Origin of the sequence: Streptococcus pseudopneumoniae, from assembly GCF_001074565.1 — a bacterium.
GTDB classification, from domain to species: domain Bacteria; phylum Bacillota; class Bacilli; order Lactobacillales; family Streptococcaceae; genus Streptococcus; species Streptococcus pseudopneumoniae_J.
Genome location: NZ_JUQX01000045.1, coordinates 49017 through 74511, shown reverse-complemented (window position 1 = coordinate 74511; position 25495 = coordinate 49017). Strand labels below are relative to the sequence as shown.

General features: G+C 40.8%; 25 protein-coding genes and 1 pseudogene. 12 read left to right on the top strand and 14 right to left on the bottom strand.

Annotation, left to right across the window (positions count from 1 at the left end):
* Position 1 precedes the first annotated feature (1 nt).
* From ADI74_RS07265 to ADI74_RS10900, 6 genes and pseudogenes are all read left to right on the top strand, one after another.
* Complete coding sequence (locus ADI74_RS07265) at positions 2–2179, top strand: CD3337/EF1877 family mobilome membrane protein (protein WP_000804748.1); 2178 nt, start codon at positions 2–4, stop codon at positions 2177–2179.
* Positions 2176–3177, top strand: coding sequence for a lysozyme family protein (locus tag ADI74_RS07260; protein WP_000769868.1), 1002 nt, complete (start codon positions 2176–2178; stop codon positions 3175–3177). Before ADI74_RS07265 ends, ADI74_RS07260 begins: the two co-directional genes overlap by 4 nt.
* A complete protein-coding gene (locus ADI74_RS07255; RefSeq protein WP_001224320.1) occupies positions 3174–4109 on the top strand; it encodes a conjugal transfer protein in 936 nt (311 codons plus the stop codon). Before ADI74_RS07260 ends, ADI74_RS07255 begins: the two co-directional genes overlap by 4 nt.
* Before the next feature lie 313 nt (positions 4110–4422).
* Positions 4423–4470 (top strand): annotated as a pseudogene (locus ADI74_RS11480) (hypothetical protein); the annotation flags it as partial.
* A gap of 15 nt (positions 4471–4485) precedes the next feature.
* Entirely contained in the window at positions 4486–6405 is a 1920-nt protein-coding gene (gene tet(M) / locus ADI74_RS07250; RefSeq protein ID WP_000691736.1) for a tetracycline resistance ribosomal protection protein Tet(M), read from the top strand.
* Positions 6406–6523: 118 nt separating this feature from the next.
* Positions 6524–6691, top strand: coding sequence for a cysteine-rich KTR domain-containing protein (locus ADI74_RS10900; RefSeq protein WP_000336323.1), 168 nt, complete (start codon positions 6524–6526; stop codon positions 6689–6691).
* 59 nt (positions 6692–6750) lie between these two features.
* Here ADI74_RS10900 and ADI74_RS07245 read toward each other — a convergent pair whose 3' ends face one another.
* Positions 6751–7104 carry a helix-turn-helix transcriptional regulator gene (locus ADI74_RS07245; RefSeq protein ID WP_001227347.1) on the bottom strand — a complete coding sequence of 118 codons (354 nt, stop codon included), beginning with the start codon at positions 7102–7104 and terminating at the stop codon, positions 6751–6753.
* A 504-nt stretch (positions 7105–7608) separates the two neighbouring features.
* On the opposite strand from ADI74_RS07245, the gene ADI74_RS07240 reads away from it, so the two are divergent.
* Both ADI74_RS07240 and ADI74_RS07235 read left to right on the top strand, forming a co-directional pair.
* Positions 7609–8031, top strand: a complete 423-nt coding sequence (locus ADI74_RS07240) for a sigma-70 family RNA polymerase sigma factor (protein ID WP_000804885.1) — start codon at positions 7609–7611, stop codon at positions 8029–8031.
* The gene (locus ADI74_RS07235) at positions 8028–8258 is read left to right on the top strand and encodes a helix-turn-helix domain-containing protein (RefSeq protein WP_000857133.1); all 231 of its coding nucleotides are present in this window, start codon (positions 8028–8030) and stop codon (positions 8256–8258) included. Before ADI74_RS07240 ends, ADI74_RS07235 begins: the two co-directional genes overlap by 4 nt.
* 225 nt (positions 8259–8483) lie before the next feature.
* On the opposite strand, the gene ADI74_RS11330 is transcribed toward ADI74_RS07235, so the two are convergent.
* Positions 8484–8735: a hypothetical protein gene (locus ADI74_RS11330; protein ID WP_001845478.1), complete on the bottom strand. Its 252-nt coding sequence runs from the start codon at positions 8733–8735 to the stop codon at positions 8484–8486.
* On the opposite strand from ADI74_RS11330, the gene ADI74_RS07230 reads away from it, so the two are divergent.
* Positions 8719–8922: an excisionase gene (locus ADI74_RS07230; protein ID WP_000814511.1), complete on the top strand. Its 204-nt coding sequence runs from the start codon at positions 8719–8721 to the stop codon at positions 8920–8922. The genes ADI74_RS11330 and ADI74_RS07230 overlap by 17 nt on opposite strands.
* A gap of 81 nt (positions 8923–9003) precedes the next feature.
* The gene (locus ADI74_RS07225; RefSeq protein WP_049538015.1) at positions 9004–10221 is read left to right on the top strand and encodes a tyrosine-type recombinase/integrase; all 1218 of its coding nucleotides are present in this window, start codon (positions 9004–9006) and stop codon (positions 10219–10221) included.
* Positions 10222–10458: 237 nt separating this feature from the next.
* Here ADI74_RS07225 and dltD read toward each other — a convergent pair whose 3' ends face one another.
* From dltD to ADI74_RS07180, 9 genes are all read right to left on the bottom strand, one after another.
* On the bottom strand, positions 10459–11727 hold the full coding sequence (gene dltD, locus ADI74_RS07220; RefSeq protein ID WP_000919848.1) for a D-alanyl-lipoteichoic acid biosynthesis protein DltD: 1269 nt from the start codon (positions 11725–11727) through the stop codon (positions 10459–10461).
* Positions 11720–11959 carry a D-alanine--poly(phosphoribitol) ligase subunit DltC gene (gene dltC / locus ADI74_RS07215; RefSeq protein WP_000351968.1) on the bottom strand — a complete coding sequence of 80 codons (240 nt, stop codon included), beginning with the start codon at positions 11957–11959 and terminating at the stop codon, positions 11720–11722. The genes dltD and dltC overlap by 8 nt, the downstream gene beginning before the upstream one ends.
* Positions 11960–11971: 12 nt before the next feature.
* The gene (gene dltB / locus ADI74_RS07210) at positions 11972–13216 is read right to left on the bottom strand and encodes a D-alanyl-lipoteichoic acid biosynthesis protein DltB (protein ID WP_049538014.1); all 1245 of its coding nucleotides are present in this window, start codon (positions 13214–13216) and stop codon (positions 11972–11974) included.
* Positions 13213–14763 carry a D-alanine--poly(phosphoribitol) ligase subunit DltA gene (gene dltA / locus ADI74_RS07205; RefSeq protein WP_049538013.1) on the bottom strand — a complete coding sequence of 517 codons (1551 nt, stop codon included), beginning with the start codon at positions 14761–14763 and terminating at the stop codon, positions 13213–13215. The genes dltB and dltA overlap by 4 nt, the downstream gene beginning before the upstream one ends.
* A gap of 20 nt (positions 14764–14783) precedes the next feature.
* Positions 14784–14915, bottom strand: a complete 132-nt coding sequence (locus tag ADI74_RS07200; RefSeq protein WP_007518064.1) for a teichoic acid D-Ala incorporation-associated protein DltX — start codon at positions 14913–14915, stop codon at positions 14784–14786.
* 224 nt (positions 14916–15139) lie between these two features.
* A complete protein-coding gene (locus ADI74_RS07195) occupies positions 15140–15844 on the bottom strand; it encodes an MIP/aquaporin family protein (RefSeq protein ID WP_049490531.1) in 705 nt (234 codons plus the stop codon).
* A 70-nt stretch (positions 15845–15914) separates the two neighbouring features.
* Positions 15915–17741, bottom strand: a complete 1827-nt coding sequence (gene glpO, locus ADI74_RS07190) for a type 1 glycerol-3-phosphate oxidase (protein WP_049538012.1) — start codon at positions 17739–17741, stop codon at positions 15915–15917.
* 41 nt (positions 17742–17782) lie between these two features.
* On the bottom strand, positions 17783–19291 hold the full coding sequence (glpK, locus tag ADI74_RS07185; protein WP_049538011.1) for a glycerol kinase GlpK: 1509 nt from the start codon (positions 19289–19291) through the stop codon (positions 17783–17785).
* Between the two features lie 156 nt (positions 19292–19447).
* On the bottom strand, positions 19448–20875 hold the full coding sequence (locus ADI74_RS07180) for a helix-turn-helix domain-containing protein (protein ID WP_049538009.1): 1428 nt from the start codon (positions 20873–20875) through the stop codon (positions 19448–19450).
* A gap of 164 nt (positions 20876–21039) precedes the next feature.
* On the opposite strand from ADI74_RS07180, the gene hslO reads away from it, so the two are divergent.
* Positions 21040–21912 (top strand): Hsp33 family molecular chaperone HslO, encoded by an 873-nt coding sequence (gene hslO, locus ADI74_RS07175; protein WP_049538007.1) that lies wholly within the window; start codon positions 21040–21042, stop codon positions 21910–21912.
* Positions 21899–22879 carry a tRNA dihydrouridine synthase DusB gene (gene dusB, locus ADI74_RS07170; RefSeq protein ID WP_049538005.1) on the top strand — a complete coding sequence of 327 codons (981 nt, stop codon included), beginning with the start codon at positions 21899–21901 and terminating at the stop codon, positions 22877–22879. Before hslO ends, dusB begins: the two co-directional genes overlap by 14 nt.
* 65 nt (positions 22880–22944) lie before the next feature.
* On the opposite strand, the gene ADI74_RS07165 is transcribed toward dusB, so the two are convergent.
* The 3 genes from ADI74_RS07165 to pnuC all read right to left on the bottom strand — a co-directional run bounded on the left by ADI74_RS07165 (position 22945) and on the right by pnuC (position 25478).
* The gene (locus ADI74_RS07165; protein ID WP_049538003.1) at positions 22945–23628 is read right to left on the bottom strand and encodes a hypothetical protein; all 684 of its coding nucleotides are present in this window, start codon (positions 23626–23628) and stop codon (positions 22945–22947) included.
* A gap of 295 nt (positions 23629–23923) precedes the next feature.
* Complete coding sequence (locus ADI74_RS07160; protein ID WP_049538001.1) at positions 23924–24697, bottom strand: NUDIX domain-containing protein; 774 nt, start codon at positions 24695–24697, stop codon at positions 23924–23926.
* A 1-nt stretch (position 24698) separates the two neighbouring features.
* On the bottom strand, positions 24699–25478 hold the full coding sequence (pnuC, locus tag ADI74_RS07155; RefSeq protein ID WP_049537999.1) for a nicotinamide riboside transporter PnuC: 780 nt from the start codon (positions 25476–25478) through the stop codon (positions 24699–24701).
* Between the last annotated feature and the right edge of the window lie 17 nt (positions 25479–25495).

The window sequence follows — 25495 nt, the reverse complement described above, 5'->3', positions numbered from 1 at the left end:
TGTGAAACCATCAATAGTAAACAGAATAAAATCAAACTGGACGCTGAAACGTCTAGGTAAAGTGGCAATGACAGTGGCTTTCACACTTGTGATTGCCATTTTTCTTTTAGCCATGCTGGGAACGGTGGTTCAAGCTGCGGGCTTGGTAGATGATACGGTCAATGTGGCAAATGAATACAGCCGATACCCACTTGAAAACTATCAACTGGATTTTTATGTGGATAATAGCTGGGGCTGGCTTCCGTGGAACTGGTCGGACGGGATTGGAAAACAGGTCATGTATGGACTATATGCCATTACCAATTTTATTTGGACAATCAGTTTGTATGTTTCCAATGCGACAGGTTACTTAGTACAGGAAGCCTATTCCTTAGACTTCATTTCCGCTACAGCAGATTCCATTGGTAAGAATATGCAGACCTTAGCTGGTGTGAGTGCAAACGGATTTTCAACAGAGGGTTTCTATGTTGGATTCCTCTTACTCTTGATTTTGGTTCTTGGGGTTTATGTTGCCTATACGGGACTGATAAAGAGAGAAACCACAAAGGCAATTCATGCCATTATGAATTTTGTGCTGGTGTTTATCCTATCGGCTTCCTTTATTGCCTACGCTCCCGACTACATTAAAAAAATCAATGACTTTTCATCAGACATCAGTAATGCCAGTTTATCACTTGGCACGAAGATTGTCATGCCCCATTCCGATAGTCAAGGCAAGGACAGCGTGGACTTAATCAGAGATAGCCTGTTTTCCATACAGGTTCAGCAACCGTGGCTACTGCTTCAATACAACAGTTCAGACATTGAAAGTATCGGTATTGACCGTGTGGAAAGCCTGCTCTCCACCAGCCCAGATTCCAACAATGGCGAAGACAGAGAAAAAATTGTTGCGGAAGAAATTGAAGACAGAAGCAATACCAATCTAACCATTACAAAGACCATTAACCGTTTAGGTACAGTCTTCTTCCTATTTGTCTTCAATATTGGGATTTCCATATTTGTATTCCTATTAACAGGAATCATGATTTTCTCGCAGGTACTTTTTATCATCTATGCTATGTTTCTGCCTGTGAGCTTTATTTTAAGCATGATTCCATCATTTGATGGTATGTCAAAACGAGCCATAACAAAGCTCTTTAATACCATTTTGACACGAGCTGGAATCACATTGATTATTACGACAGCATTTAGTATTTCAACCATGCTCTATACCTTATCGGCTGGTTATCCGTTCTTTTTGATTGCTTTTCTACAGATTGTGACCTTTGCAGGAATCTACTTCAAGCTGGGCGATTTAATGAGTATGTTTTCTCTACAGAGTAACGATTCTCAAAGTGTGGGAAGTCGTGTGATGAGAAAACCTCGTATGCTTATGCACGCTCACATGCACCGTCTACAGCGGAAACTTGGACGTTCCATGACTACTCTAGGGGCTGGGTCTGCCATTGTTACAGGTAAAAAAGGACAGTCGGGTTCGGGGAGTTCTGCAAGGACACAAGCAGATCACTCCCGACCAGACGGAAAGGAAAAATCAACACTTGGAAAACGTATCGGTCAAACCATCGGTACAGTAGCTGATACCAAAGACAGAATGGTAGACACTGCTAGTGGTTTGAAAGAACAGGTTAAAGATTTGCCGACCAATGCAAGATATGCAGTATATCAAGGAAAATCCAAAGTAAAAGAGAATGTCCGTGATTTAACCAGTAGTATTTCTCAAACCAAAGCGGACAGAGCCAGTGGACGCAAGGAACAGCAGGAACAAAGGCGAAAAACCATTGCGAAGCGTCGCTCTGAAATGGAACAGGTCAAACAGAAAAAACAGCCTGCTTCTTCTGTTCATGAAAGACCGACTACAAGACAAGAACAATATCATGATGAACAGACCTCAAAACAGTCTAATATTCAGACTTCATATAAGGAATCTCAACAAGCCAAACAAGAGCGTCCAGCAGTTAAGTCCGATTTTTCAAGTCCAAAAGTGGAACGCCAAGGCAATACCGTTCAAGAAAAAACCGTTCAAAAGCCAGCAACTTCAACCACTACAGCAGATAGAACTTCACAACGTCCAATCACAAAAGAACGTCCGTCTACTGTTCAAAGAGTACCACTACAAAATACAAGAAGTAGACCACCAATCAAAACCGCCACCATTAAGAAAGTCGGTAAGAAACCATGAAGTTGAAAACTTTAGTGATTGGTGGTTCTGGATTATTCTTGATGGTCTTCTCACTGCTTCTGTTTGTTGCCATTTTATTTTCAGATGAACAGGACAGCGGAATTTCCAATATTCATTATGGAGGTGTGAATGTTTCCGCAGAAGTGCTGGCTCATAAGCCTATGGTAGAAAAATATGCCAAAGAATATGGCGTTGAAGAATATGTCAACATACTTCTTGCGATTATACAGGTGGAATCGGGCGGTACTGCGGAAGATGTTATGCAGTCCTCGGAATCCCTCGGTCTTCCACCTAATTCATTGAGTACAGAAGAATCCATTAAGCAAGGTGTGAAGTATTTCAGTGAATTATTAGCCAGTAGCGAAAGGCTCAGTGTAGATTTAGAATCGGTTATCCAGTCCTACAATTATGGTGGTGGTTTCTTAGGGTATGTGGCTAATCGTGGAAATAAATATACCTTTGAACTGGCTCAAAGTTTCTCAAAAGAGTATTCAGGTGGCGAAAAAGTGTCTTACCCCAATCCCATAGCCATACCTATCAATGGGGGCTGGCGATACAACTATGGCAATATGTTTTATGTGCAACTGGTAACGCAGTATCTTGTCACAACAGAGTTTGATGATGATACGGTACAAGCCATCATGGACGAAGCACTGAAATATGAGGGCTGGCGATACGTTTACGGTGGAGCTTCCCCGACTACTTCTTTTGATTGTAGCGGACTGACACAATGGACGTATGGAAAAGCTGGAATTAACTTACCACGAACCGCACAACAGCAATATGATGTGACCCAGCATATCCCACTATCGGAAGCACAAGCTGGCGATTTGGTTTTCTTTCATTCTACCTATAACGCTGGCTCTTATATTACTCATGTTGGGATATACCTTGGCAATAACCGTATGTTTCATGCAGGCGACCCAATCGGTTATGCCGACTTAACAAGCCCCTACTGGCAACAGCATTTAGTGGGAGCAGGACGAATCAAACAATGAGAAAGGAAGATTTAATGATGAAATTTAGAAAAAATCAGAATAAAGAAAAACAGATACCAAAGGAAAAGAAACCTCGTGTCTACTATAAGGTCAATCCTCATAAAAAGGTTGTGATTGCCTTGTGGGTACTTTTAGGGCTTAGTTTCAGCTTTGCGATATTCAAGCACTTTACAGCTATAGATACTCATACTATTCACGAAACAACTATCATAGAAAAGGAATACGTTGATACTCATCATGTAGAAAATTTTGTAGAGAACTTTGCGAAAGTCTACTATTCATGGGAGCAATCCGATAAGTCCATTGATAATCGAATGGAAAGTCTAAAAGGCTATCTGACAGATGAACTTCAAGCTCTCAATGTTGATACAGTACGCAAAGATATTCCTGTATCGTCTTCTGTAAGAGGATTTCAGATATGGACGGTAGAGCCAACTGGCGACAATGAGTTTAATGTAACCTACAGTGTAGACCAGCTCATTACAGAGGGAGAAAATACAAAGACCGTCCACTCTGCTTATATAGTGAGTGTCTATGTAGATGGTTCTGGAAATATGGTACTGGTTAAGAATCCGACCATTACCAACATACCTAAGAAATCAAGTTATAAACCAAAAGCCATTGAAAGTGAGGGGACGGTTGATTCCATTACAACCAATGAAATCAATGAGTTTTTAACGACGTTCTTCAAGCTCTATCCTACAGCGACAGCCAGTGAACTTTCCTACTATGTGAATGACGGGATATTAAAACCAATCGGAAAAGAGTACATCTTTCAAGAACTGGTAAATCCTATTCACAATCGTAAGGATAATCAAGTCACGGTATCGCTGACAGTGGAGTATATCGACCAGCAGACCAAAGCAACGCAGGTATCTCAATTTGATTTGGTACTTGAAAAGAACGGGAGTAATTGGAAGATTATAGAATAACAAATATTGGTACATTATTACAGCTATTTTGTAATCACGTACTCTCTTTGATAAAAAATTGGAGATTCCTTTACAAATATGCTCTTACGTGCTATTATTTAAGTATCTATTTAAAAGGAGTTAATAAATATGCGGCAAGGTATTCTTAAATAAACTGTCAATTTGATAGTGGGAACAAATAATTGGATGTCCTTTTTTAGGAGGGCTTAGTTTTTTGTACCCAGTTTAAGAATACCTTTATCATGTGATTCTAAAGTATCCAGAGAATATCTGTATGCTTTGTATACCTATGGTTATGCATAAAAATCCCAGTGATAAAAGTATTTATCACTGGGATTTTTATGCCCTTTTGGGTTTTTGAATGGAGGAAAATCACATGAAAATTATTAATATTGGAGTTTTAGCTCATGTTGATGCAGGAAAAACTACCTTAACAGAAAGCTTATTATATAACAGTGGAGCGATTACAGAATTAGGAAGCGTGGACAAAGGTACAACGAGGACGGATAATACGCTTTTAGAACGTCAGAGAGGAATTACAATTCAGACAGGAATAACCTCTTTTCAGTGGGAAAATACGAAGGTGAACATCATAGACACGCCAGGACATATGGATTTCTTAGCAGAAGTATATCGTTCATTATCAGTTTTAGATGGGGCAATTCTACTGATTTCTGCAAAAGATGGCGTACAAGCACAAACTCGTATATTATTTCATGCACTTAGGAAAATGGGGATTCCCACAATCTTTTTTATCAATAAGATTGACCAAAATGGAATTGATTTATCAACGGTTTATCAGGATATTAAAGAGAAACTTTCTGCCGAAATTGTAATCAAACAGAAGGTAGAACTGTATCCTAATATGTGTGTGACGAACTTTACCGAATCTGAACAATGGGATACGGTAATAGAGGGAAACGATGACCTTTTAGAGAAATATATGTCCGGTAAATCATTAGAAGCATTGGAACTCGAACAAGAGGAAAGCATAAGATTTCAGAATTGTTCTCTGTTCCCTCTTTATCATGGAAGTGCAAAAAGTAATATAGGGATTGATAACCTTATAGAAGTTATTACTAATAAATTTTATTCATCAACACATCGAGGTCCGTCTGAACTTTGCGGAAATGTTTTCAAAATTGAATATACAAAAAAAAGACAACGTCTTGCATATATACGCCTTTATAGTGGAGTACTACATTTACGAGATTCGGTTAGAGTATCAGAAAAAGAAAAAATAAAAGTTACAGAAATGTATACTTCAATAAATGGTGAATTATGTAAGATTGATAGAGCTTATTCTGGAGAAATTGTTATTTTGCAAAATGAGTTTTTGAAGTTAAATAGTGTTCTTGGAGATACAAAACTATTGCCACAGAGAAAAAAGATTGAAAATCCGCACCCTCTACTACAAACAACTGTTGAACCGAGTAAACCTGAACAGAGAGAAATGTTGCTTGATGCCCTTTTGGAAATCTCAGATAGTGATCCGCTTCTACGATATTACGTGGATTCTACGACACATGAAATTATACTTTCTTTCTTAGGGAAAGTACAAATGGAAGTGATTAGTGCACTGTTGCAAGAAAAGTATCATGTGGAGATAGAACTAAAAGAGCCTACAGTCATTTATATGGAGAGACCGTTAAAAAATGCAGAATATACCATTCACATCGAAGTGCCGCCAAATCCTTTCTGGGCTTCCATTGGTTTATCTGTATCACCGCTTCCGTTGGGAAGTGGAATGCAGTATGAGAGCTCGGTTTCTCTTGGATACTTAAATCAATCATTTCAAAATGCAGTTATGGAAGGGATACGCTATGGTTGCGAACAAGGATTATATGGTTGGAATGTGACGGACTGTAAAATCTGTTTTAAGTATGGCTTATACTATAGCCCTGTTAGTACCCCAGCAGATTTTCGGATGCTTGCTCCTATTGTATTGGAACAAGTCTTAAAAAAAGCTGGAACAGAATTGTTAGAGCCATATCTTAGTTTTAAAATTTATGCGCCACAGGAATATCTTTCACGAGCATACAACGATGCTCCTAAATATTGTGCGAACATCGTAGACACTCAATTGAAAAATAATGAGGTCATTCTTAGTGGAGAAATCCCTGCTCGGTGTATTCAAGAATATCGTAGTGATTTAACTTTCTTTACAAATGGACGTAGTGTTTGTTTAACAGAGTTAAAAGGGTACCATGTTACTACCGGTGAACCTGTTTGCCAGCCCCGTCGTCCAAATAGTCGGATAGATAAAGTACGATATATGTTCAATAAAATAACTTAGTGTATTTTATGTTGTTATATAAATATGGTTTCTTGTTAAATAAGATGAAATATTTTTTAATAAAGATTTGAATTAAAGTGTAAAGGAGGAGATAGTTATTATAAACTACAAGTGGATATTGTGTCCTGTATGTGGAAATAAAACACGATTAAAGATAAGGGAAGATACTGAATTAAAAAAATTCCCCCTCTATTGTCCGAAATGCAGACAAGAAAATTTAATTGAAATAAAGCAGTTCAAAGTAACTGTGATTACAGAGCCAGACGCAAAGACGCAGAGCCGATAAAATGAGATTAATACAATCTCATTTTATCGGCTCTTTCCGTTATGTATGGATTCTTTTAATTAGTCTTCGATGTTTCTTGCTTCGTTGATACCGCTGGCTAAAGATTCCATTAAGGATAGTTCTTTGTCTGTAAAGCTATCCATGTATTTCTCTATCTGTAATCGTCGGGTGCTTTTTACCAAGTTATTAGCAGGTAAGAAAAATTCATCAACGGAAACATGAAGTAACGATACAAGGTCATAAAGAACTTGTATGCTGGGGTGTTGCCCTTTATTTTCAATATTAGTTAAGTACCGTGGGTCAATTTCAATCAATGCTCCCACTTGTTCACGAGTTAAACCTCGTTTCAATCGAGCTTCTTTAATGGCTAAACCAAAGGCTCTAAAATCATATTTATCTTCTTTTTTACGCATAGTAGACCACCTCTATACATTTTATTGTTCCTACTGAATTAAAAACAGGTATAGAAAAACGTGTTATATGGTTTATAGGTTTATATTTAATAAAAAGCACTACTAAACGCCAATAAAAAAAACCGTTATATGGTAGTGCTATTTACGCTGTTAAAATATTGTATATTACTTCCAAATGGCGGTTTGTTGGAGGTCAACGTCGCCATGAAGTACATCATATACAATAAATTTCCTTACATTGGGTTCTTGTCAAAAAAAGTCGTCTATCTGCAATAGATAAGTACGTCCACCAATGTGGTTTTATAAATCATATAGATAGAATAACAGAAGCATGTAAACAGAGAAATAAATCTGTTTATATGCTTTTTTGGCTATTCAGAACTTTTTTACAAAGTTTATTTATCAGTAATGCAACAAATCCCCCTTTCACATTGGGACTAAGAGTGAAAGGAGATAAACGAGCAAGGCTCACTTCCTTTCCTAGACAGAAAGGGGGTGAGAAACATGAAACCATCTTCTTTTCAGACCACAATAGAAAATCAGTTTGACTATATCTGTAAACGTGCTATGGAAGACGAGCGAAAGAATTATATGCTTTATCTTTCAAGGATTGCAAAGCGTGAGGTGTCCTTTTCGGATGTTGGCGATTATCTTGTTAGCCAGTTTGCGACAACAGATAACTATTCAACTGACTTTCAGATTTTTACACTCAATGGGTTATCAGTAGGCGTTGAAAATGATTTGTTGAGTGAAGCATTACGTGAGTTGCCAGACAAGAAACGTGAAATTCTACTGCTGTTTTACTTTATGGACATGAGCGATTCAGAAATTGCAGACCTGTTGAAATTGAACCGTTCTACTGTCTATCGGCATAGAACCAGTGGACTAGCCTTAATTAAAAAGTTTATGGAGGAATTTGAAGAATGAAAACACAATATCCTATGATTCCCTTTCCTCTCATTGTAAAGGCAACAGATGGCGATACCGAAGCGATTAACCAGATTCTACATCATTACAGAGGGTACATAACGAAGCGTTCCCTACGACTTATGAAAGATGAATATGGCAATCAAAGTATGGTCGTTGATGAAGTCTTACGTGGAAGAATGGAAACCAGACTGATTACAAAGATTTTGTCATTTGAAATTAAGTAATATCCTCTCTCCTTTCGTGGAAGCGTGCTAAACCATTCCACGCTTCCCGAACAGGGAGGTTTGTTATTCCACCAAAGCATATTGAGCTTTCAATGTGTTTTGATAGGCTAACGAGCCATTGTTCTTTGAAAACTGAATAAAAGTAATCGAATACGTTTCGATAAGAAAAGAGCCAACGGAACTAACCGCCATGACCTATCTTATAAAGATAGCGAGCGATTCATGTTAGTGATCCGAGAAGCAATCTTTAGCAGGATTGCCTGCAACGACATTCTTATCGTGATAATGATACTCCCATACAGTCAATAGTCCGAGCGTGATAAAACCGTCGCAGGCAATGAGTATGGCTACATGAGAACCATGCAGGGGTGGAACTCCCGTGAGCTTTGCTAAAGCTGTTCGATTGCTGGTAAAACAACTTTTATGAAATCCAAATAAGTGATTTGGAAAGGAGGATTTTATGAAGCAGACTGACATTCCTATTTGGGAACGTTATACCCTAACCATTGAAGAAGCGTCAAAATATTTTCGTATTGGCGAAAACAAGCTACGACGCTTGGCAGAGGAAAATAAAAATGCAAATTGGCTGATTATGAATGGCAATCGTATTCAGATTAAACGAAAACAATTTGAAAAAATTATAGATACATTGGACGCAATCTAGCGTCGCCAAAGGGTCTTGTATATGATAAAATAGTATTAAGTCGTATCAAGGCTCTTTCCATAAAGGAAAGGAGCAAATGCCATGTCAGAAAAAAGACGTGACAATAAAGGTCGAATCTTAAAGACTGGAGAGAGCCAACGAAAAGACGGAAGATACTTATACAAATATATAGATTCATTTGGAGAACCGCAATTTGTTTACTCGTGGAAACTTGTGGCTACAGACCGAGTACCAGCAGGAAAGCGTGATTGTATCTCACTTAGAGAGAAAATCGCAGAGTTACAGAAAGACATTCATGATGGTATTGATGTTGTAGGAAAGAAAATGACACTCTGCCAGCTTTACGCAAAACAGAACGCTCAAAGACCAAAGGTTAGAAAAAACACTGAAACTGGACGCAAATATCTTATGGATATTTTGAAGAAAGACAAGTTAGGTGTAAGAAGTATTGACAGTATTAAGCCATCAGACGCTAAAGAATGGGCTATTAGAATGAGTGAAAATGGTTATGCTTATCAAACCATCAATAACTACAAACGTTCTTTAAAGGCTTCATTCTATATTGCTATACAAGATGATTGTGTTCGGAAGAATCCATTTGACTTTCAACTGAAAGCAGTTCTTGATGATGATACTGTCCCTAAGACCGTACTAACAGAAGAACAGGAAGAAAAACTGTTAGCCTTTGCAAAAGCTGATAAAACCTACAGCAAAAATTATGATGAAATTCTGATACTCTTAAAAACAGGTCTTCGTATTTCAGAGTTTGGTGGTTTGACACTTCCAGATTTAGATTTTGAGAATCGTCTTGTCAATATAGACCATCAGCTATTGAGAGGTACTGAAATTGGGTACTACATTGAAACACCAAAGACCAAAAGTGGCGAACGTCAAGTTCCTATGGTTGAAGAAGCCTATCAAGCATTTAAGCGAGTGTTAGCGAATCGAAAGAATGATAAGCGTGTTGAGATTGATGGATATAGTGATTTCCTCTTTCTTAATAGAAAGAACTATCCAAAAGTGGCAAGTGATTACAACGGCATGATGAAAGGTCTTGTTAAGAAATACAATAAGTATAACGAGGATAAATTGCCACACATCACTCCACATAGTTTGCGACATACATTCTGTACCAACTATGCAAATGCAGGAATGAATCCAAAGGCATTACAGTACATTATGGGACATGCTAATATAGCCATGACGCTGAACTATTACGCACATGCAACATTCGATTCTGCAATGGCAGAAATGAAACGCTTGAATAAAGAGAAGCAACAGGAGCGTCTTGTTGCTTAGTAGTACAAATGAATTTACTACTTATTTACCACTTCTGACAGCTAAGACATGAGGAAATATGCAAAGAAACGTGAAGTATCTTCCTACAGTAAAAATACTCGAAAGCACATAGAATAAGGCTTTACGAGCATTTAAGAAAATATAAAAAGATAATTAGAAATTTATACTTTGTTTCAAAGAAATATTCGCCATTTAAACAAAAAAGCTTGGGTTTAAATCCCAAACTTTTAACTCATTTTATTGGAAATCTTTGATGTTCCCATCATAGGTCGCCCAGTCCTTGCTAAAGAAGCGGTCATTCATCTTATAGTCTGGAGCTGGAGTCGGATCCGTCAAGAAGGGATTGACAACCTTATCAAAAGCTAGCCAACCCAACCAACCAATGTGAATGGTGTCCTTGACAAAGTAGGGATCTCCACCTTTTTTAGAAAAGTCAGCAATGTTGGTGAAACCTTGACTTTCTAACTGGTAACGAATTTTTTCAACAGCGTGTTGGTACATTTCCTCGCTGAGCCCTGTATGGGCCATCCATTTTTTATTGACAGGCTGGATCACAAAAAGGACATTGACCTTTGATTTGGCAAATTGATTGAGAACCAACTGCAAATCATTGTATTCAGAGGACTTGAGGAAATTATAATTCTTTTGATAGCCCTTATACTTCTCGAGGTAGTCTTTCACCTGGGTCTTATAAAATTGATTTTCAATTCCCATATCGTTATTATTGGTATTGGCTTCTGCATCCTTTCGAGCAATTTTTTCTAACTCCTCATAAGAAAATTGATCTGGAAGATCTTTTAAATAGTTCTCCACGTGTTCCTTGTACTTGAGTTTTCCTCGAATGGAAAATTGTCCAAATAGAGAGGCCTGACGCTCATTAAAACGTGCAAATGCCTTGATAATAGCATGATCAACCTCTGATAATTCCTCACCCTTTGACAGTTTCTCAACGATACCCTTCATAGAGACTCCAGGATTTTGCTTTAAGAGACGTTTAGCTGCATGTTTGGCTGCTATATCTCCCGATTGATTTTCTAGAAAGGCTGTCAACTGATCGTTGTTAAAGTAGTTTTGGAAGAAGGCTGGCTCATAGTCCTCCTCTGTAAACCACTGAGGGGAAATGACAAATACTGCCTGCTTTTCCTCGATTTCTGGCAAGATCTGCTGCATGCCGAAATACTGATTGAGAGAAGCTGCTCCTGCTTGCCCCAAAAAGTAAGGACGGTAGGGACGGCTATACTTTTCCGCCAAGACCGCTGGGTGCATGCTATCAAAACGAATCCACTCACTTGAGCCAAAAAAGGGAATAAAGCGCATATTTGGTTCCGTAAAGGCTCTCACTTTTTGACTTCTCTCTTTAAAACTTTCCGAACTAATCGCTGCTGCAGAATATTTCTCTTCCATCAAATTATGACTTGGATTGTTTGGATAGAAAAAGATTAGTAAGAAAACAAGAATACTAGCAAGAAGCAGAGGCCCGAAGATCAGCCACAAGCGTTTAAGCATTCTTCAACTCCGTAATACCTGCTACGATTTTATTAGCCGTATTCCAGTCATCACGACCGAACTCCGTCACTGGAACACGAATGTCAAAACGGTTTTCAATCTCAACAATCAATTCAACCGTTCCCATGCTATCCAAGACACCGGCATCAAAAAGATCTTCATCCATCATGTCAGAAACATCTTCCATAAACAACTCATCAATAATTTCAATAACTTCTGATTTGATATCCATTTTAATATCCTTTTATTTTTTAAACCACAAATCATTCAAAAATCCAGAAAAGATTAAGAATGAAACCATCACGACATGGAAGGTGACAACCATGCCAAGCAACTGAATCCAGCGATTCTCAGGTAAGGAACCCTTTCCAGCTTTTTTCCGTTCTTTATTGAGCGCTTTTTTCTTACGAACCCAAGCGTCATTGATGACTAGCCCAATCCCATGGAAAAGCCCATAGGCGATATAGTACCAGGTCACACCATGCCAAAATCCCATAATCAGCATATTTACAATATAGGCTACACTTGAGGTGACATTGCGATTCTTAAAGACCTTCTTTCTGGTCAACACCATGACCATCCGCATAAAGACAAAGTCACGGAACCAGAAGGACAGACTCATGTGCCAGCGATTCCAAAACTCTTTTAAATCCCTTGACAAAAAGGGCTTGTTAAAGTTGATAGGACTATGAATACCCATCAAGTTTGAAATGGCTAAGGCAAACATAGAGTAGCCCGCAAAGTCAAAGAACAATTCCAAACCAAAGGTATACATGACTGCAAGAGCATAATGGTTAAAGAAACCACCTGTTTGCAAGGCCAAATTTTTCAGCGGAGGCAATAATGTCTCTCCTAAAATGTGAGCCAAGATAAACTTGTAGAGGAAGCCAAGCATGATATATTTGACAGCCTCTTCTAGCATATCCATCAGCTCATCCCGCTCAGGAATGGTCTCGTAATTTTCATTGAAGCGTTTAAAACGATCAATAGGACCACTTGAGAAAGTCGGCATAAAGAGAAGAAAACGTAAGAATTGCCAAATCCTTAAATCCTTGATGACACCGTCTCTCAACTCAACGATAACCCCAACTGCACGAAAGGTCAAGTAAGAAATCCCTAAAAATCCAAACAAAGATTGAGGTCCATGAATAGCAGGAGATACTTTCACAAAGACGATAGGCAATAGGGATAGAAAGCTAACCAGGTAAAATATCCACTTACTATCCCGTTGTTTCCTGTACCTTTTGTAGAAAGATACAAGAAGTACTTGCCAGATAACATAAAGGATCAAAGCGCTTATTTGATTCGTCTTTCCACCAACCAACATGGTGACGATAAAGAAAAGACTAACGAGCACCTCATATAAGGCAAAACGTTTCTTGAAAAAAAGACCGATAAAGATGGGCAAGGTCGCTCCGATGATGTATAGAAAATACTGTGGATTCCCATAAGGTTCCAAATGAGGAAACTGTTTGAAAAATTCCATCATCGACTGTTTACCTCATTGATCAAGCCTTTGATGTCAATCTTACCATTAGGAGTCAGTGGGAGGCTGTCCCGATAAAGGAATTTGGACGGCATCATATAGGACATCATGATATCAGTCAAGTCTTCCTTGATAGCCTTGGTAATATCAATATCCCGTTCAAACTGCTGACGGACACCGTCCTTTAGGATCACATAGGCCAGTAGATTTTGTACCTTGTGGTCCTTGTTATAACGTGGGACAGCGACAGCTGATTCGATAAAGCGAGACTTGTTGAGGTTTTGAGAGACATCTTCAAGCTCAATACGATAACCATTAAACTTAATCTGGAAATCCATGCGTCCACCATAGAGAAGCAAGCCCTCATCTGTCATGGTTCCTACATCCCCTGTGTGGTAGGCTGGCAGACCTTCAAACTCAAAGAAAGCTTCTGCCGTTTTTTCAGGATTATTCATATAACCTTTTGAAACAGCTGGCCCAGAAACGATAATTTCTCCCTGTTCACCATTTGGAACTTTCTTACCTTCCTCATCAATGACAAAGGTCGGAGAATCAGCCTTGGTATAGCCGATTGGCAGGCGTTTGAGAGTCGCCAACATCTCGTCTGTTACAGCAACTGCTGACAAAGCTACTGTCGCTTCTGTTGGACCATAGGCATTGATAATACGGGCATTTGGGAATCGCTCGCGCAGTTTTTGAGCTGTTTTGACCGTCAATTCTTCACCATCAAAGTAGAAATGCGTGATTCCTGGCATTTTCTCACTATTAAAGTCTTCTGACAACATGGCCATATCTGCAAAGGACGGTGTTGAGGTCCAGATAGCGATTGGCAAGGAAAAAATTGTCGCAAAGAGTTTTTTGAAGTCCTGAGTAATGGCTGAAGGAAGAGCGAAAAGCGTGCCACCCAGTGCCAAGGTTGGCGCCCAATACATGACAGATAGGTCAAAAGAGTAAGGGGGTTGAGCCAGCATTTGTGGACGACTTGGCGTCGAAAATTCCTTATCCGTAATCATCCAGTTGGTAAAGCTGAGGAGATTATCATGGGAAATCTGCACTCCCTTAGGCTTACCAGTCGTTCCAGAAGTAAAGATGATGTAGTAGTTGTCATCTCCCTTGACTGGATGGGTCATCTCGTAGCTAGAAGCTTGAGCAAAGGCTTCATGGACTTGCTCTAAATTCAGTATTGGTATACTTGTCTGCTCTAATGGAAAATCTGAAATAGCAATAATCAAGCTCGGTTCTGCTACTTCTACGATAGCAGCTACCCGTTCTAAGGCTGAATGGCTATCGATGGGAATATAGGCATGACCTGACTTAGTTAGCGCTACAAAGGTAGCCAACATCTCATATTCCTGACCACCAAAAACGACGATTGGAGATTTCTCAGGCAAGCCTAGTTGGTCGATAGCTGCAGCCAAACTATCCGAATCAGCCTTCAGATCACCATAAGTATACTCTTGCCCCAAAACATTGTAAACTGGATAACTGGCTTGTGTCTGAGCAAAGTGCTCAATCGTTTCAATCATATCAACTATGGATTTATTTGACACAATAGGTTTTCTCCTTTGAGTTAAAATTCGTTATAGATAAAGCCACCTTGCCCCTGTCCAAGGTAACTAAAAAAATAAAGCAAACCAAGTAAGATTACAAAATATAGAGCCGTTCGGCCTAAGAACACATGTAAATTTCGTTGTTTTTTCATAAGCTATTCATTAATATATTGTTTCTATTAACTATCAGTACGTATTGTTAGCATCTTATCTTCCTAACATTTTACCACTTTATCAACCTTTTTTTCAACTGTTTACCATAACTTAAAAATTGGTTTTAGCTTATTTTAAGATAAGTTAAAATATTAATGTTTTGGCCATCAAAAAAGAGCCTGAGATTTCCATCTCAAACTCTGTTGCCAATCACTCTTTTATCTTAGAAAAGTGAAAATACTAGAACTGCTAGGGCCGCACCAACAATAGGTCCTACAACAGGAATCCAAGCATAAGACCAGTCTCCATCTCCCTTATTTGGAATTGGAAGAATGCTGTGCATGATACGAGGTCCAAGGTCACGAGCTGGGTTCAAGGCATAACCCGTTGTCCCACCTAGTGAAAGACCGATACCGACAATCAAGGTCCCCACTGCAAAGGTCCCTAAACCGGCTTGAAGGTCATAGAGTCCCAAGGCAAAGATTGTCAAGAGCAAAACAAAAGTTCCAAGGATTTCGCTAACCAAGTTGGATACTGTGTTCTTGATGGCTGGTCCAGTACTAAATGTCGCTAGGATATTTCCTGCGTTTTCTTCCGCCTCATAGTGTGGTTTGAATTGCAACCAAACCAGAATCTGAGCCACCATCGCTCCTGCGAATTGGGCTAGGATATAAGGGAAAACAGAAGCCCAAGAGAGCGTTCCTTTTAAGGCCATCGCAAACGTCACAGCTGGATTTAGGTGGGCTGGACTGAGAGTGCCAGATACAAAGGCCGCAACGGCTACAGCAATTCCCCATCCCATAGTAATCACAATCCATCCTGAATTGTTGCTCTTAGTTTTGGGAAGAACCACACCTGCTACAACTCCATTTCCTAGGAGGATGAGGATTAAGGTCCCCAAAAATTCTCCAAATAATTCTTTCATCATATCGTTGTCTCCATATAAAAGAAGGAGAGAGAAGGCAAGGAAATCCTGCTTCCCTCTCTTCTAGTTTTTCTTAATTTTTTAGTTCTGCCAAATCGTTGTGAGCAAGAGTTGCTTTGACATCCGCACGGTAGGCTGCTTTTTCTTCTTCAGTCCAATCATAGTATCGTCCCATTTCATCCAAAACTGGCTCAACGATGCTATCCAAACTATCACGCATGAAGAGCATGTGGTTGGTACGACGGAGGAGGAAGTCAACTGGGCTAAGAGCCAACTCATTGCGCATTGCATAGTGAAGGGACAAGGTATCTGCCAAGCTGAGTCCTGGCGCTTGTTCCAAGCTGTGAGCAAGGGCAAAGACCTTCGGTGAATTTGAACCATAGAGGTTTGCTAGATAGTGAGCTTCCTTGCTATCCAAACCACGTGAAACTCCAAGTTGAGCAAAGGCTTCGATTTCTGAGTCCACATTTGCTGGGTTCAATTCTCCGCCTGAAACAGGGTAAGTCTTAGAGTTGATGAGTTTAAAGCTACGGTCAAATTCTGCTTTGAGGATGTCAACCACGCGCTCCATAGCCCCTTCAGCCATCTTACGGTAGTCTGTGATTTTACCACCAGCAAGGGTCAAGAGGCCATTGTCATCACGGTCCAAGCTCGAACCACGTGAAACTGCAGATGGGTCCAAATGTTTCTCAGATGTGCTGCTTTCAAGCTTGCTAACAGCAGATTCAACATCTTCACGCGTTTTTTCTTTCGATAGATAAGCTTCGACAGTCGCAATCAGTGCGTTGAAGCTCTCGTCGCTAATGGTCCCGTTATTTCCGCCATTGTAGTCAGAAGCGCTATTGCCTGCGATCAATGGACGAAGACCAGCCCAGCTGCTTTCGATATCATCAATGGTGATATTGGCTTCTGGGAAGCGGTTGTTGACAATACCAAGTAGATAATCTACATCTTCCTGCGTCACCTTTGGATGTTCCAAATCGCCTGTGTAGTCTGTATCCGTTGTACCAAAGTAAGTCTTGTTTTCACGTGGGAGAACAAAAACCATACGGCCGTCACCCAAGCCTGTATCAAAGTAAACTGGTTGAGAAACCTTAATCTTGCTTGAGTCCACTACCAAGTGAACTCCCTTTGTTGGACGCATTTGTGAGAATTGCGTTCCCTTATTAGACAGATTGCGTACCTTGTCGCTCCAAGGACCAGTTGTGTTAATAACTAGGCGAGCCTTGATTTCAAAGACTTGGTCTGTCAACAAATCACGAGCTACAACACCTGTAATCTTGCCGCTTTCGTTAAAGAGGAAGCCTTCTGCCTTGACGTGGTTGGCAATGAGGGCACCGTCTTGGTTGGCACGTTTGATATTTTCAATCACCAGACGCGCATCGTTGTTACGGAAGTCAAGGTAAACTCCACCTCCTACCAAGCCTTCTTTCTTCAAGTTTGGCTGGCGTTCCAAGACTTCTTCCTTACTCAAGACCTTGTTAGCAGCTGGCGTGTTGCTAACACCTGCCAAAAGGTCGTACAAGTCCATGGCTACTTTGAGACGGAAGAGGCTAAAGGTCGCCCCATCTTCATCGTAAACTGGCAAGAGCATTGGATCTGGTTTTGGAATATGTGGAGCGATTTGTTGAACTACTGCACGTTCAGAAACTGTATCTGATACCACTTCTACGTCGAATTGTTTGAGGTAACGCAGTCCTCCGTGGACCAATTTTGTTGATCGGCTGGATGTTCCTTCTGCAAAGTCCTGCATTTCAATCAAACCAGTGTCAAGACCACTGGCTGCTGCCTGCAAAGCTACACCAGCTCCTGTAATCCCTCCACCAATAATCAAGAGATCCAAGGTGCGTTCCTGCATTTTTTTAATTGACAATTCACGTGTTTTCTTTGAAAATTCCATATTTACACACTTTCTAACTGAGTCGCTTTATTCTTTCAGTATTAGTCATCGATTTCCGCAAAGACTTGAGTTGCTTTCACAGCCTTCTTCCAGCCCTTATAAAGTTGTTCCTTACGAGATTCGTTCATCGATGGTTCGAAGAGTTCTCCTGTCTCGTTCAAGAGTTTCAACTCATCCAAGTCCTTCCAGTAGCCCACTGACAATCCTGCTAGGAAGGCTGCACCTAGGGCAGTTGTTTCCAAGTTTTTAGCGCGTGCGATATCAATTCCCAAGATGTCAGCCTGGAACTGCATGAGGAAGTTGTTCATGGCTGCACCACCATCTACCTTCAAGACTTGGATAGCTGTCTGCGCATCCACTTGCATGGTGTCAATGATGTCACGTACTTGATAAGCGATAGATTGCAAAGTTGCCTTGATAAAGTCTTCTTTAGTTGTTCCACGAGTCAAACCAAAGACAGAGCCTCGAGCGTTTTGGTTCCAGTATGGTGCCCCTAGACCTGTAAAGGCAGGCACGACATAGACTTCGTCATTATTGTGAGAATTGAGAGCATATTTTTCAGACTCTGGTGAGTTTTCCACCATGCGAAGACCGTCACGAAGCCACTGAATGGCACTTCCTGCGATGAAGATAGAACCTTCCAAGGCATAGTAAACCTTGCCATTTATTCCGTAACCAATGGTTGTCAAGAGGTTGTTCTCAGACAACTGCATCTCTTCGCCAGTGTTCATGATGATGAAGGAACCAGTTCCGTAGGTATTTTTAACCATTCCAGGATCAAAAGCCAACTGACCAAAGAGGGCTGCTTGTTGGTCACCAGCCATACCAGAGATTGGTACTTCTCCACCGTAGAAATGGAATGGAGCTGTCTTTCCGTAGATTTCAGAGTTAGAACGAACTTCTGGGAGCATAGCCTTAGGAATATTGAGGATTTCCAAAATCTCATCATCCCATTTAAGATCCTTGATGTTATAGAGCATGGTACGAGCTGCGTTTGAGTAGTCAGTTACGTGAGCCGCACCGTCAGTCAATTTCCAAACCAGCCAAGTATCAATGGTACCAAAGAGCAATTCACCCTTTTCTGCTCGCTCTTGAGCACCTTCTACATGGTCCAAGATCCAGCGAACCTTGGTAGCAGAGAAGTAAGCATCGATGATCAAACCAGTCTTTTCATGGAATTTTTCCACATAACCTTGGCTTTTTAGTTGTTCAGCTAGAGGAGCAGTTTGGCGTGATTGCCAAACGATAGCATTGTAGATAGGGAGCCCTGTTTTCTTATCCCAGACGACAGTAGTTTCACGTTGGTTGGTAATCCCGATTGCCTCGATTTGACTTGGTTTCACACCACTTTCGATGAAAGCACCTGCAATAACTGACTGAACCGAGTTCCAAATTTCATTGGCGTTGTGCTCTACCCAACCTGCTTGAGGGAAAATCTGAGTGAACTCTTTTTGACTCGAGCTGACCTTTTCTCCTTTTTTGTTAAAAATGATGGCACGAGAACTAGTAGTTCCTTGGTCAATAGCCATGATGTATTTTTCTTGTGACATGTGCTGTCCTCCTGATAAAATCTTGAGGGGGTTCCTCTTTACAGTAACTAGTATACAAAATAAAGCGCTTTCTTGTTCATCAATTTTTTTAAATTTTTAAAAAAATGTGAGGAGATTGTGCGAATTTCACAAAAAAGACCTGAAAACTCAGGTCTTTTAGGCAAATAGCATCTGACGGATCATAGCTAAATCTTCGATGTCTAAATCATTTTTCAAATAGTAGATAGGTGTTTGTTCTTTCTTATGGATAGGGTTATTGGTAACCAGCAAGTCATAATGACGAGTAGGGTCATAGGCTTCGATAGTTATGAAACGATTGTACTCCAAATATCGTTTTAAAAGGGCCGACATTCTCGAAAAAACAAGGAAGCCTGCTGTTAGATCTAGCCCTATTCTCAGATGTTTACCTATATTTTCTGCCATATACTCCATCAACTGAAGCCATTCCCAGAGGATTTTCTTATCCAAATCCGTCCCCTGATGAAAGGCTGGCAAGGAGGCGAAAATTTTCTGAGCAATATCTCGAAAGTCATGCTCCATCAGCAAATAAGGGTGCCGATGCTCTATCTGATACTTGTAGCGATCTTGCAAGATATAGCCTTTGTAGAGATAAACTTGACCACAAAGCTGACTGAGTTCATAGGTGACATGGTCCTCTGTGTAGTCCCCCAGCAACTCCTCCTTCTTCATTTCTTGAATCAATTGCGTCAACAAATCGGCTAATTGCCCTCCGAAACCAAGGATATACTCCATAGTATGAAGGGGCAAAATGCGATGAGAAAGGAGGAAAGAGAAGAAAATCATCATCTCCCCATCCTCAGTTCCTAGAGGAATGTGCTGCCCACCAAAAAAAGAAGGAGTCTTTCTAAGCAAACGAAGATAGAAAATATTGTCAAAATACCCTCGCATTTTTTCTTCTATAACCTGAAATTGACAGGCGTTAACCCGAAGGCGCTGTTGACTGATATGAGTCCAGAGAACCAAGTCTAATTTCTGACCCGAAGACAAGCTGGCACCGCAGATTTCTTCTAGAGTAACAATATCCTGCTTTCTCTCAGCTTTCTGCATGTGACCTGCCCATTCCTGACTGGACCAAACCTTGCGGAAAAGACAGAAATAGAAATAACGAATCTGATGCTCTGGACCTCGCCAACGACCATTTTGGATGGATAAGTCAAACTCTGACAAAATATGATTCAAGCTAGATAAATGGCGACCAAGCGTGGCCTCGCTAATCATCAATTCTTGAGCTAGTTGATGGGCTAGGAACTGTTGGTGATAGAGAAGGTAAACCAAAATTTGGTACTTAATAGCATTGTCTAGAAACAAGCTCCGAATCTCTCTCCCCTTTGTGGCAGTGCCGACAGACAGACGCAGGCTTTCATCATCCAAGTGGATGGTCAGCTCTAACCCTCTTTCCAAGGCATTTTCGTTAATCAGATAGATATACTTGGTTAAGGTCGCCTTTGAAAAGCCTGTTTCTTCCATGGCTTTCTTGACCGTTGTCTGCGAATCTTGTAATAAAAAGGAAAGGACTAAAAATTGACCCGATTCTGCTTTTTCCATCAAATCGCCTAAATACATTTGTTACCCCTTTCATTTTCTCCTACAAGAATAGCATAAATCTTACAAATGCTGAAATAATCTGTTTCTCATTTTACCTTCAAGCCGATTTCCTCGTCCTTATTCCAGAGAAACAGCAAACACACGGCTCCCCCTTTGGGCATTTTTATGCTAAAATAGTAGCTATGGATAAAATTATTAAAACTATATCAGAAAGCGGGGCCTTTCGTGCTTTTGTCCTTGACAGCACAGAAACCGTCCGCACTGCTCAAGAAAAACATCAAACCCAAGCCAGTTCAACTGTTGCACTTGGTCGCACCCTTATCGCTAGTCAGATTCTCGCAGCCAACGAAAAAGGAAATACAAAGATTACTGTAAAAGTTCTTGGAACGAGCTCTCTCGGTGCTATCATCACTGTCGCAGATACCAAGGGTAATGTCAAAGGTTACGTTCAAAATCCTGGTGTTGACATCAAAAAGACTGCAACGGGTGAAGTCCTAGTTGGACCTTTTGTTGGAAACGGTCAATTTCTCGTTATCACAGACTATGGTACTGGAAATCCCTACAACTCCATGACTCCCCTCATCTCTGGGGAAATCGGTGAAGACTTGGCCTATTACCTGACAGAAAGCCAACAAACCCCTTCAGCAGTTGGCCTCAATGTTCTTTTAGACAAAGACGACAAGGTCGAAGTTGCCGGTGGTTTTCTTCTCCAAGTTTTGCCAGGAGCCAAGGAAGAAGAGATTGCCCGCTTTGAAAAACGCATCCAAGAAATGCCAGCCATTTCAACTCTTCTAGAAAGCGACGACCATATCGAAGCCCTTCTCAAGGCTATCTATGGTGACGAATCTTACAAACGTCTATCTGAAGAAGAAATTCGTTTCCAATGCGACTGCAGCAAAGACCGTTTTATGAACGCTCTTGCCAGCCTTCCAAGCTCAGACTTAGAGGAAATGAAAGAGGAAGACCACGGGGCAGAAATCACTTGTCAATTCTGCCAAACGACTTATAACTTTGATGAAAACGACCTGGAGGAACTCTTTCGTGACAAATCTTAATACACCTTTTATGATTGGCAATGTTGAGATTCCCAATCGTACTGTTTTAGCGCCCATGGCTGGCGTGACCAACTCAGCCTTTCGTACCATCGCAAAAGAGCTCGGAGCTGGACTCGTTGTCATGGAAATGGTCTCTGACAAGGGAATCCAATACAACAACGAAAAAACCCTGCATATGCTTCACATCGATGAAGGCGAAAATCCCGTTTCTATCCAACTCTTTGGTAGTGATGAAGACAGCCTCGCACGCGTAGCAGAATTCATCCAAGAAAACACCAAGACCGATATCGTCGATATCAACATGGGCTGCCCAGTTAACAAAATCGTGAAGAATGAAGCTGGTGCTATGTGGCTCAAGGATCCAGACAAGATCTACTCTATCATCAACAAGGTCCAATCTGTCCTTGATATCCCCCTCACTGTCAAAATGCGCACTGGCTGGTCTGATCCATCCCTAGCCGTGGAGAATGCCCTCGCTGCTGAGGCTGCTGGTGTCTCTGCTCTCGCTATGCATGGCCGTACCCGCGAACAAATGTACACAGGTCACGCAGACCTCGAGACCCTACACAAGGTTGCTCAAGCTCTGACCAAGATTCCATTTATCGCAAATGGTGATATCCGTACGGTCCAAGAAGCTAAACAGCGTATCGAAGAAGTCGGTGCTGACGCTGTCATGATTGGCCGCTCAGCTATGGGAAATCCCTACCTCTTTAATCAAATCAATCACTACTTTGAAACAGGAGAAATCCTTCCTGATTTGACCTTCGAAGACAAGATGAAAATTGCTTACGAACATTTGAAACGCTTGATTAACCTCAAAGGAGAAAACGTAGCCGTTCGTGAATTCCGTGGACTCGCTCCTCACTACCTTCGGGGAACATCTGGTGCTGCCAAACTTCGTGGAGCCATTTCCCAAGCTAGCACCCTGGCAGAGATTGAAGCTCTATTGCAATTAGATAAAGCTTAATACACAAAAAACCGTAACTCACTTGAAGTTTACGGTTTTTTTATCCTAGGAAATCCTAGATACTATTATTGAATCAAGGCAACGCTCGAAACTTTACCATCCGCACCTGTTGTAATTTGGATGATTTTTCCTCCACCGATTTTGGCATTATACTTGCCATCATCAAGAGTGTAAGAGTAGCCTCTGATAGAATAGTTTTCTTTCTTTCCATCTGTAGTTTCTACTGTAAATTGACCCCCTGATGAAACCGTAATAGTTTCGCCATTTGCTCCCTTCCAGTTGCCTGCAGCTGCTGAGAAGTCACCATCGACCATGGTTAAAACACCCTTGTAGCGTTTGTTGTGTTCTGCTTGCTTGTCTTGAAGTTTGCGGTCAGTTGTTGGATCATAGCCTGACTGGTTAGACTGGGCTTGAGAGTCTTGCTGAGTTGATGGAGCCTGAAAAGGGGCTTGTTGACTAGGAGCTGCTTGTTCTTGTCTTGATTCAGGTGCCGGTTTCGCTTGTGACTGATCTGCCGTTGTAGAAGACTGACCAGAAGATGCCTGAGCCTTTTCAGATGAAGCTGAGCTTGAAGATTTTTGTGTCTTGCTTTCTTTGCTAGAAGAAGCTGCTTTAGAACTTGATGATTGACTTGTCTTTGCAGAGCTACTGGTTTGAGTGGTTTCGTTTTTATTTCCACAAGCTCCCAGTAGCAAGGTAGAAGCCAATACAGTCGCTGCCATCAATTTGATATAGGTTTTCTTTTTCATTTTTCTACTCCTTTGTAATATTTTTGAAATGTTAAGAAATCTTTTTGTAATATGATTGTAACATTAGGCCTTGAATCTGTCAACTATTTAGAGAAACTATTTTAAAAAATTTCTCTCTACTATTTCTATTCGTAATCGAAACGAAAAAATAGAAAATTTTTTAGATAAGAGTCCTATTTTTTGTATCGCTCTTGTGTAATCGCTTGCATTGTTCTAAAATAAAAACAGTCGCAACAACAAGGTAACTTAATAAGGGCAAACAAAGAGGTCGGGATTTTGGTCCCGACCTCACTTTTTATTTCAATCGATAGGTTTTTCTTGGTTTCTTTTTAGGAACTCGTTTGAGTCCGACTTCTTCTACATATTCGCCGTATTTTACGAGAAAGTTATTGCTGACGATTGGGCGACCTGGGTTGATGAGATTGACCAGTTCAGTCCCTTCATAGACAGTAAACTCCTCCTCCAGCAGATAAAGGAAAGTCGGATTCCAGTCGAGACGGCCTTGAATTCGTTTGATGGATTCTTGAATAATGGCATAATGGTCAAAGGCGAAGGCTTGTACGTCCAGCTCCACTCCCTCTAAGAAGCACTTGCCCGTCTGAAAATCGACATCTACAAAAACCACATCCTTAGCATCGTCTCCAGCCTGAACGAGGTCTAAGGCACGACTAGGTAGGTACACCAAGTGGGCAATGGTCACCGTCCAGCCCCGTGGATCACGACCGGGGGTCGATACCGTCATCAATTGCTCGATTTTCTCCAAAGGTAGATCGAGATTGACTTCTTCTCTCACCTCGCGCTGACAGGCATGTGCAGCATCTTCTCCCTTATCCATAAAGCCTCCAACTAAGGCTAAACAGTTCTGATAAGGGTGAGCCTTGCGACGGATCAGTAAGAGCTTGATCTTTCCTTCGACAAAGCAGTAGGCTACCATATCCACTGTCACACTTGGTTTTTCATATTGAGGGAGTTCCTGCCTGTAGTACCAGTCTAAAAACTCCTCCTGACTGGCATGGATTTCATAATATTCTTTTTCCGTCATCCCTGCTGGAATCATCGTATCTGCCATCTTATGCCTCCTTTCGAACTGCCTTGGTCCATTGGTGCCATCCCACTAGACTGTTGAGTGTGTAAACCCAGTACATCCCTTGGATGTGGATATTTTCACCCCACCAGAGATAAATACTAAAGAGATTGGTTGCAATCCAGAAAATCCATTGCTCACGGTAGAGACGTGTCATCAAGAGCTGTCCAACACCATTGGTCGCATCAGTAACACTATCACGGAAAGGGCGAGCACTATTGATACTTTGATAAGCCAAGCCCATACCAATCCAGATAATGGCAGTCAAGGCCAAGTACTTAAGCCAGTCAAGAACAGATAATTTCTTAGCTTCAAAGTGGGATTCTTCTGGTTTTCCTTGGTCATTGATACGATTGGACAACCAAGCATAGAGACCAATCGGTTGCATGACAAAGAAGTAAACGGTCGTCAAAACTTCACCATAAAAAGTCGCATTCATGGCCAAAATCAAATAGATAGCCGAGTTAATAGCCCCAAAGAGATAATTGCTCGCACGCCCTTCTGCTACTAAGATGACACAGACAATCCCAGTCCAGGATGCAAACAAGCTCAACCAGTCATGGCTTTCCGTATTTTGTGTGAATTCCAAGATCAAGGGAACACTTGACAGGGCGATGAGATACAACCACTGGAAAAGACTGCGACCGACAAAGAGATCTTTCCATAGCAAGCGCATGATTCCTGCAAAACCAATCTTGCGAGCTTCGGCATGGACATTTTTAAAGTTTTCGATAAATTGTGTGATTTTTTCAGTTAGTTTTTTCATATTTTTCTCCTAATCTG